A 13010-nucleotide genomic window follows, 5' to 3' on the forward strand; every position below is an offset into this window, starting at 1 on the left:
TTCTATACCCTCAATATTTCATTCGACTTTTTTCCGTACAATGATTGTTCGCCTGAACAATTAACGTTTGAGGAGAATCTCCCCGCTTCATTTCGTTATCTCTTCAATAGATGTATTGATTGTATAAACATGATCCTTTAATAAAACGACCGTTAATTTTTGTCCAGGAATAAGAAGATCACTTTGCAATTTGTTTCTTTCCATGATACTCCTTACTGTTACATCATGTTGCTTTGCAATCCCCCATAATGTATCGCCTAATACAACCTCATATTCTATCTCAACAATTTCTTGTTTCCTCTTTTCTTCTGTTGAACTCCTATCCTCATAAAACTCATTTAATCGAGTTGTAACTATGGAAGCATTTTTATCCGTATTTGCCTCTTCCTCAGTTAGTTTAGCTTCTTTTTTTTCTGCTACTGTAACTTCTTGTTGTCTATTCATTTGTTCAGAATCACTTTGCGTTGTTGCTTTTTCAACACTAGCTTGCTTTGTTACTTGTATTTCCTGTCCAACCTCAACACCACCGAGGATGACAGCTGGATTAATTGCGTTTTCTTTATTATAAGTCCAATTCGTTTGGTGAATTTCAAAATGAAGATGTACCCCAGAAGAATGTCCCGTATTCCCCATTTCACCGATTACTTCACCTTGATGAATCTTTTGACCATCATTTACATTTCGTTTATTTAAATGAGCATAAACCGTCTCATAATCCCCTTTATCATGCTATAAAAAAACAACATGGCCATAACTTTCAGAGTAATAGGATTTACTAACAGTTGCATCATCAACAGCATAAATGGGTGATCCAAGCCCACCGCCAATATCTATCCCTTTATGAGTTCCGCTCCTTGTACCAAATATATCTGTAATAATCCCTTCTGCAGGCCAAATCCAATTCGCATTTTGTTCAATCGTTTCTGCTTGAGAGTGCTTTCCGCCGAGAAAAAGCAAACTGACACATAAAGCCACGATTCCTGCAATTAAGAACCTTTTTAAATAATCCCGCATTTTTTTCCTCCTTAGTTAGCTTGTACTCTCTTTTTAATTCATATGATGGTTTAACGCCGACTAGAACTTATTTTTTTAAGAAATGTACAAAAGAAAGAAGCACTGCTGTTATTATTACGTGTTTAAACCCTTTTATATGAAAAAAAAACAGCCATTTCGGCTGATATATTGTTAGACATTTTATTTTTTATGATTTTCTGCAAGAAAACGCTTATTTGGCGATAATGGTACTTTTATTGGTTCAGATAAGTTAAAAGGTCCGATTTTTTCAATTGGAGCATTTTCAAATTTAACAGTATCGTAGCCAAAATCTTTTGCAGTCAGTAAAATGGCTTCAATTGAATATACTGTATTTTCGTCATTTTCTAGTTGGCTATCTTTTGTTAAATAAATAATTAACAATTGATCCTTCTCAACAATGCGCTCAATCTTTATATTTTCAGAAATCGATTGCATAAGTTCGTACTCAGGTATCGGCTGTTCCATATCTTCAAAGGCATTCTGAATATTATCGTATGATTTTGGGTAAGGTACTAAAAATGGTTTTTTATTATTAATCGGTTGAAATAAAAAATATCCATTGTTATTTTCTTTTTTTATAGGAAGTTCTGTAATAACTGCATCATGACCTTTCATTCCTGGTTGACCTTCTGTTGAAAAGATTATTTTATCAATTGGTACTTCCTGCGATGAAAATGTTTCATTTAACGACTAAAAAAATGTCTCAGCTGCAGCAGATCCTTGTCCGTAATTATGGTTCGCTGGTAAGTCGACCTGAACAGTAGAATCCTCATAAGCTATTACGGCGTTTAAAGGATAATAATTTGAAAGTCCCCATTCTTGTTCAGAGAGACTTGAGGACATTTCCATGAATTGTTCAAACCAGTTTTTTGCCTCATCTTTATCAACTAGTATTGTAACAGGAACGATATTTTGAATATTTTCATCAGGAATTGCGTAAATGATTTTATCATATTTTTTCAAATCCTCTTCATATACAGCGGTAATCGCTTGTTCAGTAGAAGTTGGCTTCATATTTTCATTCTCGTTAGACAGCTCCATATCTTGTATAACTTCCATTTTCTCTGTAGAAATGGAGTGATTGTCGCTCGTTTTACTGATTAAATCATTATTAGCTTCATCTTTTGCCTCTTGATTAGCAGAACGATTTAAATCTAAAAAACCTGGTGTTAAAATTAAAAATAAAAGTAAAGAAACGGCACCAGCAAAAGCTGGCATCATCCAATTTTGCTTTTTACGCTTTTTTATCTTTGAGGAAATATTTTGATAAATGTCACGCGGATCACGATAATCGGTCACTTTCGGCATTTGCCTTAATAGTTCCTCAAGCTGTTCATCGTCCCACTTTGACTTTTTCATCAGCTATTCCCTCCTTTTCACTTAGTTCTTCTAAATGTTTTTTAAGCATTTTTAAAGCTCGGTGTTGGGTTGTTTTTACTTTACTTTCTGTCCATCCTAAAGCAGCTGCAGTTTCAATAATCGATAAATCTTGAAAATACCGCATAATAATAACGATCTTTTGATCAACTGTACACTGATCAAGACAGCGGTATATTAATTGAATTTCATCATTTTTTGTAGCAATCTCTTCTGGAAGCGGCTGGGTATCATCCTTTACTTGTTGTGTAGACCAATCAAATCGTTCGAATAAAACCTTTTTCCAGCCTTTTTGCCTTCGAAAAAAATCGATTGCTACATTCCTTGCAATTGAAAAAAGCCATGTTTTCTCACTACTCTTCCCCTCAAAGCGCCCATATGATTTTAAAACACGTATATATACTTCTTGAACAAGGTCTTCTGCTTGCTCGCGATTTTTCACCATATAAAAAAGAAATTGAAAGACATCATGATGGTATTTTTCATAGAGCTCTTCAAAAACGGAGTCCAATTCATCCCCCTCCCCGTTTAGTCAATTAGTCGAATTTGTATCAAAAAAAGTTACACATCAAATGATAAATGTTTTGAGTAAAAAATGGAAGGTATTAATTTTATTTTTTTCATAATAAAATGAAACTTTTATTCACTGTAACAAAACAGTCAGAAATAGGAGTTCATCGATCTTTAAACTAAAGAAGTTTTTCTAGTTGTAGATACTTTAACTATTACTTTGTTTTTTCTATAAAGTTAAAAAAAGAAGCTCATCCATAAAACAGATGAGCAGATGGATTAATTTTTTAATAAACTTTTGTTTCATAAGGAACAAGATTTTTCCACACAATATATAATATTATTCAGTCTTTCGTGGGATATAAAAAGAAAATGTCGTACCTTGTCCGAGTTTACTCTGTACAGAAATATGGCCTTTATGTGCATCGATTATGTTTTTAGCAATTGCTAAACCAAGCCCAGTTCCTGATCTCCCCCTCGTTCTAGCTTTATCTGCTTTATAAAAACGTTCGAATACGAATGGTAAATCTTCTTCAGGAATACCAGAACCAGTATCTGTAACTTCCATATAGAGGCCTCGTTCATATAATTTAACCGTTAGTGTAATTGAACCGTTTTCCGGCGTATGTCTAATCGCATTAATAATTAAGTTTGTTAAAATTTGTTCAATTCGATCGGGGTCGAATCGAAACATTGATTCTTCATCTTGATAATTTACGAGTAAGTTGACGCCATTTTCCTTTGCTAATCCTTGAAATTTCCGAATAATACGATTAATATACGGTTTAATTGCGACTTCCTCAACATTTAAAGAAATATGCCCTGCCTCCATTCTAGCGAGGTCTAATAAATCATTTACGAGTCGACCCATTCTTAACGACTCGTCATAGATTACTTGAGCAATTTCTTTTTTTTCTTCATCAGTGCTAGCAATATCATCAATAATTGCTTCACTATACCCTTGCAGCATTGAAATTGGTGTACGCAATTCATGAGAAACGTTTGCGATAAAATCACTTCTTAACTTGTCCAACCGTCTTTCTTCAGTCATATCTCTAATAACAGCTACTGCACCCCTTATAAACGTATTGTTATAAAGAGGGCTAACGAGCATAACCCACGATCGACCCTGAAACGATATTTCACCGACTTGCTCTTTTTCTGTATTAACCGCAAGCTGAAATAACTCCATTACTTTTGAAGGAACCGCTTCAGTATTTGCTTCAACTAGTCCCTTTTCATAAAACCAACACTGTAAAAACCGTTCAGCTGGAGGATTTGTAATCAAAATAGTCCCATCCCGATTAAAGGTGATAACCCCATCGGCCATACTGCTTAAAATACTCGAAAGCTGCTCTTTTTCTTGACTTAAGGCGTCAATATTAAATTTCAGCTGCCGACTCATTTGGTTGAACACAGCCGCTAGTTCACCAAGCTCATCATTTGTTAAAATGGGTACTTTCGTATCAAATTTCCCCCGCATTACTTCAATAACGGCCTCCCGCATTTTACGCAACGGCGCTGTAATACGTGTTGATAAGAAAAATGCAAAAAATGTTGTCAGAACAATTGCTACTCCGGCGGCAAGTAAAATAAACTTTGTTGTTGAACGTGTTGTTTCTTGCATGACACCTAGAGATTGGTATATAAATACAGCTCCATTTTGTTCATCTAACTGATGTATCGGGACTCCGATTATTAAAACAGGATCATCACTTTCTTCGCCGGTTTGTTCAGGGATAGAGGTAACTTTGGTTACGATCTTGTCCTCTTTAAAGACAGCTTTTAAGTCTTTATCTTTTGTTAAAAAGCTCGTCGGTAAATCAATAGCATCATTATTTGGCGAATAATAGTAATGATCGGAATCACGGACGACGATTACTTTCGTTACATCGTCAACAAGCTCCCACGATATTTCAAGAGCCAATCTCAATTCTTCGTTATTATGGGTTTCAATTATTTTTGCTATTTTTTTTGCTGTATTCGTCAACCCTTTTTCTGTTTCATTTATATGATAATTCTCAAAGAATTCCAGAAGCATAACAGTTAAGATAAAAAGGACGAACGAAACAAGCAATATAAAGGTCATCCATAATTTACCAACTAAATTACGCCATAGTTTCATTCATTGATAACCTCAAATTTATAGCCTACTCCCCATACTGTAACAATCATTTTAGCAGCACTTTCAGATACTCTATTTAATTTTTCACGTAAACGCTTAACATGTGTATCGACTGTTCTCAAATCTCCAAAAAATTCATAATGCCATACTTCTTTTAAAAGCTGTTCCCTGTCAAATACTTTATCAGGTGTTTTAGCAAAAAAATAAAGTAATTCGTACTCTTTTGGAGTCAAGCTTACTTCTTTTCCGTCTGCAGTCACACGATGTGCGTCATTATCAATTGTTAAATGAGGAAAGACGACTACATCTTTTGTCGTTGTATCAGTTTGCAAATAACTTGTTTTTGAGGAACGTCTTAATAAAGCTTTGACACGAAAAACAACTTCGCGTGGACTAAAGGGCTTAACTATATAATCATCTGTCCCTACTTCAAACCCTTGTACGCGATTAATTTCTTCGCCTTTAGCTGTTAACATGATGACAGGTGTTGACTTTTTTTCTCGTAATTCACGGCATACTTCAATTCCATCTTTTCCTGGCATCATTAAGTCCAGCAGTATTACATCATAATCTTTTGCTAGCGACTTTGTTAATGCTTCATTTCCGTCTGCTGCTTCTTCAATGGAATAGCCTTCTCGTTCTAAATACATTTTTAATAAACGCCGAATTCTTTCTTCATCATCAACCACTAAAACTTTAACATCCTTTTCCATTTCATTTCATCCCCCTTGCTCATTATTGTACATAAAGTTTCTTCTCTTATCTATAGTGTTGTTAAATAAGCCTTCACTATGTAAAAGTGAAGGCTTAAGACTTATTGATAAACGCTCGCATTCTTCGTTATAACCTTATGAACGATGACTGTTTATTCGCGTAGGGTAGCTCGATAAGCATTTTCAAATAGTCTTTCGGGCATTTATTCCAAGTCAGCTTAACACAATATTAAGCATAAGAATGCAATCCTGCAAACACTAAATTGACTGCAACAAGGTTAAAAATGATAATAGCAAAACCAATCACAGCTAGCCAAGCTGATTTTTCACCATGCCAGCCTCTTGATAGCCGAAGATGGAGAAAAGCAGCATAAAATAACCACGTAATAAGCGCCCAAACTTCTTTTGGATCCCAACCCCAAAAGCGCGTCCAAGCAATTTGTGCCCATATCATCGCAAATATTAATCCACCAAGCGTAAAAACAGGGAATCCGATTAATACAGAGCGATAACTTATTTCATCAACTAACTCAAGGTTCATATTTTTTACAAAAGGTTGGAATATTGCTGCAATACGCTTTCTGAAAATGAATCTAAACAAAATATATAAAACAATACCTGCTCCAAAGGACCAGATAACTGTGTTTAATTTTTTTGCATTTACAATCGCAGGCATTTCGACTAAAGGTTCAAGTCTATCTTCAGTAAGAAGCTCCCCTTCATGCGGACCTACAAGTGCAGGCATTGTAAATACTTCAACCGTTTCTGCACCATTTTTGTTAATCCAATTAAACTCCGCTTCATAATTCATGAAAGCAAAAACAGATGTAACGATGACAAAGCCTAATGTAGTAATGAGACCAAACATAACTGTCTCTAGGAAAAAAGTTTTTATGCTAAATTTTGTTTGATCTACCACTTTTACTAGGTAAATAACACCTGCTGCAAAACTAATTGCTAATATCGCTTGACCTATAGCCGTAGTAGTAACGTGAATTTGCAGCCAATAGCTTTGTAAAGCTGGAATTAGCGGTGAAATCTCCTTCGGAAACATACTTGCATAAGCAATGATCAGTAATGCGATCGGTAATGTAAACAAGCCAAGAACAGGCGTTTTATAGATAAAATAAATACCGATAAATGCTCCAACAAGCATCATGCCGAAAAACGTAGTAAATTCAAACATATTACTTACTGGAGCATGACCCGCTGCAATCCATCTAAAAATAAAATAACCTAATTGTGAAATAAATCCTGCAATCGTTAAAATAATCCCAATGGTGGCCCAGCGACTACCCATGTTTCTTTTTTTTTCTTGCAAGCTTTTTTTTTTGAATAATCGTACCACCAAAAAAAAAAGCGTAGCAATTAAATAAAGAAAAAAAGAAACAAAAAATAAATTACTACTTAACGCTGCCATATTATTACCCCCTTATCCATTCTTATTACTTTTTACTTGATCTTCCGGTTCACGAATGGACGTGTCTTTTAAAATTAATTCGAGTTCTCGTTTTAAACCATGCCAGTTTTTGTTTGTATGAGCCGCAATCCAAACATCATTACCTTTACGCTGTAGCCAAATACGGCGATGATTCCAGTAGGAACCTTGAATGACTCCGATCATAAAAATCGCACCGCCTAACCCAAGAACCCAAAGGGTTAAATCCTTTCGAACTATTAAACCAGAAACATTTTTTGTTTCTACACCTGCAAAAGCCATCTTATAAGTATTATCTCCAAATGGTTCAATCGTTTGACGAATGGCCACAAAGCTAATTTCGCCTTCTTTTTTATCAGGAGTAATAATTTTAAATGCAAAAGCTGGATTATTCGGTGTACGAGATTTTGTTACTGGTTCTTTATTTTCATTGAATTCAAAATCAGGAAAATACTCGAGAATTTCGACTGCATAGCCGTTTGGTAAAGGGTATTTCTTATCTGGATTATAAAGATCAATTTTAATCGTTCCAAAAGATTCTTCGGTTTCTTTATTCATTAAATTAAAAGACATTTTATTTAACTCATCTAGTTTATATTCAACTTGATATACTGCGTATTGATCAAATTTTAAAGGTTCATTTACTACAATGCTGTAGTCTTTTACTTTTTCAAGTTCAGGTGTCGCCCCGGCGATCTTTTCGCCTTTTCTTTTATAAAGAACCGCATCTGTTTGGAAATTCTTTGCAATCATTCCGGAACGATCAAGCGCCTCTTGGAAAACTTCCTTGTCTTTCTCTTTATCATAAACTTCAAGGAGAAAGCGTTCACTTTTTAAGTAATATTCCCCATCAGTACCGGGAATCACTTTTGTTTCACCTTCACGAACCCATAAAACTTCGTCAACATACATTCCTGGAACGAAACGGAGCATGCCTCCTATTAAAAAAATGATAAGACCAATATGGTTAACGTAAGGACCCCAACGCGAAAATCGTCCCTTTTCCGCAAGAATATTTCCGTCTTTTTCACTCACTTTATATCGTTTTTCTGCCAGCTTTCTTTTTACGATATCTAATGATTGTTCATCTTTAATGTTTTCTGTAATACCAAAAATACGCTGTTTTTTTAAAAATTGTTCATGGCGATCAATCCGCTGGTTTTTTAATGCCCTATATAATGGTATTACCCGATCGAGACTACAAATAACTAACGAAATACCAATTGAGGCAATTAAAACTAAATACCACCAAGAGCTGTACAAATTATGAAAACCTAGTTGGTAATATAATTTTCCTAAAAAACCATACTCTTGTTCGTAATGTTCTGCTGCAGACACTGTTGGCGGGATAAACGTTTCTTGTGGAAATATTGTTCCAAATGATGAGGCAATAAGCGTAATCACGATTAACCACACACCAACTTTTACCGAAGAAAAGAAATTCCATATTTTATCAATTATCGTCTTATTATACGTTTGTGATCGTCGTGCACTTCCCTCATAACGCATATCAATCAGCTTTTTTTTGTTATCTTCTTCCGTTAGTATCTTTCCGCATGATTCACAAAGAACTGTGCCCAGTGGATTAACATGACCGCATTCACATTTTACTTCATTCATGTTAAAAACTCCCTAATTTCATGGTTTTATTTGCTCCATAAATTGTTTTATCATTTCCTCCGTTAGTTCACCTGTATGCATTTTGACGACTGTTCCATCTTTGTCAATCAGAAATGTAACTGGTAAAGGATTTACACCGTATGCATCTTGTGCTTGATCGTCTTTATCAATGACAACCGGAAAAGATAATTGATGCCGCTTTACAAATTGTTTAACAGATAGCTCAGATTCACCAACATTTACTGCTATTGTCTGCACACCTTGATCTTTAAATTGTTTATATTGATTGTCCATGAAAGGCATTTCCTTTTCACACGGTTTACAAAATGTTCAAAAAAAATTCAATAATACACCTTGACCTTCGTAATCAGAGAGCTGATGTTTATTTCCTTCTAAATCCTCTAAAATAAAGTCAGGTGCTTTACTACCGATTTTCACCTGATCTACTTTATCTTTATTTTGATTAGCATACAAAGTATAGACAACGGCTCCCGCTAGTACGAGTAAGATAATCGTTCTGATTACAAACCGCTTTTTTTTCATCTGCACACCCCACAATCATCCCTGTTTTAAAATTTACATTTATAATAAGTATTATATCGGAATTATTATAACATTTTTCACCATGCTCACACTGTTAACATTATGAATGAAATGTGACAGTTCAAACTAATTTTTTATTTCAAAGCAATAGTGCGAAGCTGCTTCACTTCATGCGGAGTTAATTCCCTAATGTCACCTGTTTTCATGCCGTGTAAAGTTAAAAAAGCGTACTGCTCTCTTTTTAATTTTAAGACAGGATAACCAAGCTTTTCAAACATCCTGCGGACTTGCCGATTCCTTCCTTCGTGAATGGTTAATTCAACAATGGCTGTTTGTTTTCTTTTATCTAATGATAATAGTTTAGCTTTAGCGGGTGCTGTTTTTCCGTCTTCAAGATGTACTCCTCTTTCTAAAGTACGCAATATCTCTTTCTGCGGAATGCCTTTTATTTTTGCAACATAAACTTTCTCTATCCCTCCTCTAGGGTGCATAAGTAAATTTGCAAACTCACCATCATTAGTTAATAAAAGTAAACCAGATGTATCATAATCGAGTCTTCCTACTGGGTATATCCTTTGATCCATTTCAGGAAAATAATCAGTTACTACCTTTCTTCCTTTATCATCTTTTACACTTGAGATCACACCACGAGGTTTATAAAATAAAAAATAAACAGGCTCTTCCTTTTCAATGGGGATCCCATTTACTTCGACGCGATCTGAAGCCGAAACTTTAGCACCTAGCTCTGTCACTATTTTCCCATTTACTTTTACTTTACCATCGATAATTAATTGTTCTGCCTTTCTTCTTGAAGCGACTCCTGCATGAGCGATTACTTTTTGCAGTCTTTCCAAATACATTCATCCTCTCTTTATCCTAGTCCAAAAAACAGGATAACAACTAATTGGTTATAGCATAGGTATGTTGATTGATTGCTTCATATTATCAGAACGACCTTTTCCACTCTTAAGTTGAAAACGCTTGCCAGTTAAGGTGACAGCACAAAAGCTCTTATTCATAAACCTCAGACAAGCGTTTGTCAACATTGTAATATGTAAAGAATTATGACATAGTTTCTCTCATTTTCAAAGAAACCTTATTGTTAAGCAGTTCAAATAACAGTCATTTCAATTTTATTAAAATAGTATTGTCCTTTAATTTTACTTTAAGTATGATAATAAAAAAAAAAAACAAAAAAAAACACCTTTATAAAAAGGTATTTTATCATTTTCATTATTAATTTGTACCAAAAACAAGTCCGGCAACAATTATTGAAGCAATAATTCCAATTAAATCTGCTAATAACCCAACCTTTAATGCATCTCCCATCCTTTTTATCCCGACTGCTCCAAAATAAACAGTCAAAATATAAAGTGTTGTATCTGTACTTCCTTGCATAATTGAAGCTAATCTTCCCAAAAACGAGTCAGGTCCATAGGTAGCTATTATATCAGTTGTCATGCCTAATGCAGCTGTACCTGAAATAGGGCGAATAACTGCGAGAGGAACAATTTCTGCTGGAATTCCAACTACCTCAAGTGCTGATCGCATAAAACCGACAAAAAACTCGAGTGCTCCTGATGCTCGAAAGATGGAAATTGCAACAAGCATTCCAACTAGAAACGGAATGATTGAGAAAGCAATTGAAATTCCTTCTTTGCCGCCTTCAACAAAGCTTTCATATGTTGAAACACGCTTCATTGTCCCATATAGTAAAATAAATCCTATTAAAATTGGAATTAACCAAAGTGAAAGTGTAGCAATAATCTCCATTCTATTCACCCTTTGTTGCTTCTTCTAAAGTGAAAATACCGGTCGATAAGAATCGCGCCCATCGTAGAGCAAAATGTTGCAATAATTGTTGGTGCAACAATGTCTGTTGGAGCGGCAGATTGATAATTCATTCGAATCGCAATCACGGTTGTAGGAATTATTGTAATACTCGATGTATTTATCGCTAAAAAAGTGATCATCGATCGGCTTGCTGTATCTTTATTTCCATTCAAAGCTTTTAACTGTTCCATCGCTTTAATTCCAAGCGGCGTTGCTGCATTTCCAAGTCCAAATAAATTTGCCATCATGTTAGACAAAATATAACCCATTGCTGGATGATGGGGAGGGACTTCGGGAAAAAGTAATTTTACAAGCGGGCGAAATAATGCCGAAAGCTTAGTTAATAAACCTGCATCTTGAGCAATCCTCATTAAACCAAGCCAAAAAACAAGGACACTAATAAGACCAATACATAATGTGACGGCATCCTGTGCCCCCTTGAAAATTGCTTCATTAACCGCTTCCATCGTTCCGTTTACAATTGCAAAAATAATACCTACTATCGTCATAAATACCCATATATAATTAACCATCATGAGTCACACCTATCACAGAAGAAAAAAGACTTTTAAAGAAGTCAAAAAAAGACTTTTTTTCTTCCTTCTGCTCATGTTTAAAAAACAATGGAATTTCCTTTATTGGTTTTTCTTTAAAGTAAACGACTGCAACCCCAATGACATTTGGGACATCTTCATCTTTCGTCCAATCTTTATTTGGTTTCAGCACTTTATAATTAATTTTAAATAAATCCTCTTCTTTTTTCGTTACAGGGTATTTAAATGATGTTTTTAAAAAAACTTTATTTTTATAAAAAGAATCCTTAATTATCTTCGCTTTAGATGCTCTAACTACTTCAACCATATCGTAATTTTTAAAGCCCTGCTCAAAAAGATAAATATGATCATTCCAATCATCTGGAGCATTTAATGTTACTGCAATTAAATGAAGATCGCCTTTCGTCGCCGTTGTAACAAGAGTTCTCTTTGCTCGCTTCGTAAATCCCGTTTTTCCCCCAGTACAATGATCGTAAAGCTCTGTGAGAAGTCTGTTTTTATTTTTCCAACCTTTATAAGACTTCGTTCCAGAAATTTTTTGATAAGTTTCATTCATCATTGCATATCTAGTTAAGAGGGCCATATCATAAGGAGTTGAATAATGATCTTCATGATCGTCAAGCCCGTGTGGATTAGAAAAAATCGTATTTTTCATTCCAAGTTCTTTTGCTTTTTCGTTCATTAAAAAAACAAAACCCTCAACACTTCCGCCGACATGCTCTGCAATTGCATTGGCAGCATCATTACCTGAACGAAGCATTAATCCATAAACTAAATCCTCTAATTTTACTTTTTCTCCTTGTGTTAAATATATCGATGATCCTTCTACTTTTACTGCTTTTTCACTTATTTTAACCATTTCTTCTAATTTGCCTGACTCAATGGCTAAAATAGCAGTCATGATTTTTGTAATACTTGCAATTCTTTGCGGTTCATGTGCATTCTTCTCATATAGAACTCGCCCTGTTTGCTGCTCGATTAAGATTGCACCGTGAGCACTTACCGATTCGGCAGCATCAACTTGTTTAGAATTCATGATCGCAAACATTGAAACTATGAGGGAGAAGGTGATCATGAGTTTAAAGACAACTTTCATTCTACTAACCTCGTCTCCTTTTTAGTTCAGCTTTCATGCTACAACATCTGGTCAAAAAATTAGAATAAACATGATTGCTTTTTTTATTAGTTAATTTGTACAAGTTTATGCTGGACAAGGATAGATATGACAATGAAAATCTTTCATACGAATTAAAAAGAGCTAG

12 protein-coding genes and 2 pseudogenes are annotated in these 13010 nt (G+C 34.8%); all 14 read right to left on the reverse strand.

Going from position 1 to position 13010, the window contains the following annotated elements:
* Positions 1-87: 87 nt before the first annotated feature.
* Positions 88-711 (reverse strand): annotated as a pseudogene (locus K6959_RS20015) (peptidoglycan DD-metalloendopeptidase family protein); the annotation flags it as partial.
* Positions 712-729: 18 nt separating this feature from the next.
* Positions 730-1014: a M23 family metallopeptidase gene (locus K6959_RS19150; protein WP_262421766.1), complete on the reverse strand. Its 285-nt coding sequence runs from the start codon at positions 1012-1014 to the stop codon at positions 730-732.
* Between the two features lie 180 nt (positions 1015-1194).
* Positions 1195-1650 carry a hypothetical protein gene (locus tag K6959_RS10155; RefSeq protein WP_223086433.1) on the reverse strand — a complete coding sequence of 152 codons (456 nt, stop codon included), beginning with the start codon at positions 1648-1650 and terminating at the stop codon, positions 1195-1197.
* Between the two features lie 75 nt (positions 1651-1725).
* On the reverse strand, positions 1726-2394 hold the full coding sequence (locus K6959_RS10160; protein ID WP_223086435.1) for a hypothetical protein: 669 nt from the start codon (positions 2392-2394) through the stop codon (positions 1726-1728).
* Positions 2369-2923, reverse strand: coding sequence for an RNA polymerase sigma factor SigX (sigX, locus tag K6959_RS10165; protein WP_163241969.1), 555 nt, complete (start codon positions 2921-2923; stop codon positions 2369-2371). The genes K6959_RS10160 and sigX overlap by 26 nt, the downstream gene beginning before the upstream one ends.
* Before the next feature lie 339 nt (positions 2924-3262).
* On the reverse strand, positions 3263-5047 hold the full coding sequence (locus K6959_RS10170; RefSeq protein WP_223086437.1) for an ATP-binding protein: 1785 nt from the start codon (positions 5045-5047) through the stop codon (positions 3263-3265).
* Positions 5044-5760: a response regulator transcription factor gene (locus tag K6959_RS10175; protein ID WP_223086439.1), complete on the reverse strand. Its 717-nt coding sequence runs from the start codon at positions 5758-5760 to the stop codon at positions 5044-5046. The genes K6959_RS10170 and K6959_RS10175 overlap by 4 nt, the downstream gene beginning before the upstream one ends.
* A gap of 229 nt (positions 5761-5989) precedes the next feature.
* Complete coding sequence (gene ccsB / locus K6959_RS10180) at positions 5990-7180, reverse strand: c-type cytochrome biogenesis protein CcsB (protein WP_223086441.1); 1191 nt, start codon at positions 7178-7180, stop codon at positions 5990-5992.
* 12 nt (positions 7181-7192) lie between these two features.
* The gene (gene resB, locus K6959_RS10185) at positions 7193-8818 is read right to left on the reverse strand and encodes a cytochrome c biogenesis protein ResB (protein ID WP_163241965.1); all 1626 of its coding nucleotides are present in this window, start codon (positions 8816-8818) and stop codon (positions 7193-7195) included.
* A gap of 18 nt (positions 8819-8836) precedes the next feature.
* Positions 8837-9361, reverse strand: a pseudogene (resA, locus tag K6959_RS10190) (thiol-disulfide oxidoreductase ResA).
* A 134-nt stretch (positions 9362-9495) separates the two neighbouring features.
* A complete protein-coding gene (gene rluB, locus K6959_RS10195) occupies positions 9496-10215 on the reverse strand; it encodes a 23S rRNA pseudouridine(2605) synthase RluB (RefSeq protein WP_163241963.1) in 720 nt (239 codons plus the stop codon).
* A gap of 382 nt (positions 10216-10597) precedes the next feature.
* On the reverse strand, positions 10598-11134 hold the full coding sequence (locus K6959_RS10200; protein ID WP_163241962.1) for a spore maturation protein: 537 nt from the start codon (positions 11132-11134) through the stop codon (positions 10598-10600).
* Positions 11135-11139: 5 nt separating this feature from the next.
* The gene (locus K6959_RS10205; RefSeq protein WP_163241961.1) at positions 11140-11727 is read right to left on the reverse strand and encodes a nucleoside recognition domain-containing protein; all 588 of its coding nucleotides are present in this window, start codon (positions 11725-11727) and stop codon (positions 11140-11142) included.
* Positions 11720-12844, reverse strand: a complete 1125-nt coding sequence (locus tag K6959_RS10210; RefSeq protein ID WP_163241960.1) for a D-alanyl-D-alanine carboxypeptidase family protein — start codon at positions 12842-12844, stop codon at positions 11720-11722. Before K6959_RS10210 ends, K6959_RS10205 begins: the two co-directional genes overlap by 8 nt.
* Between the last annotated feature and the right edge of the window lie 166 nt (positions 12845-13010).

It is taken from the genome of Bacillus aquiflavi (genome assembly GCF_019915265.1).
Classification (GTDB): Bacteria; Bacillota; Bacilli; order Bacillales; family Cytobacillaceae; genus Bacillus_BT; species Bacillus_BT aquiflavi.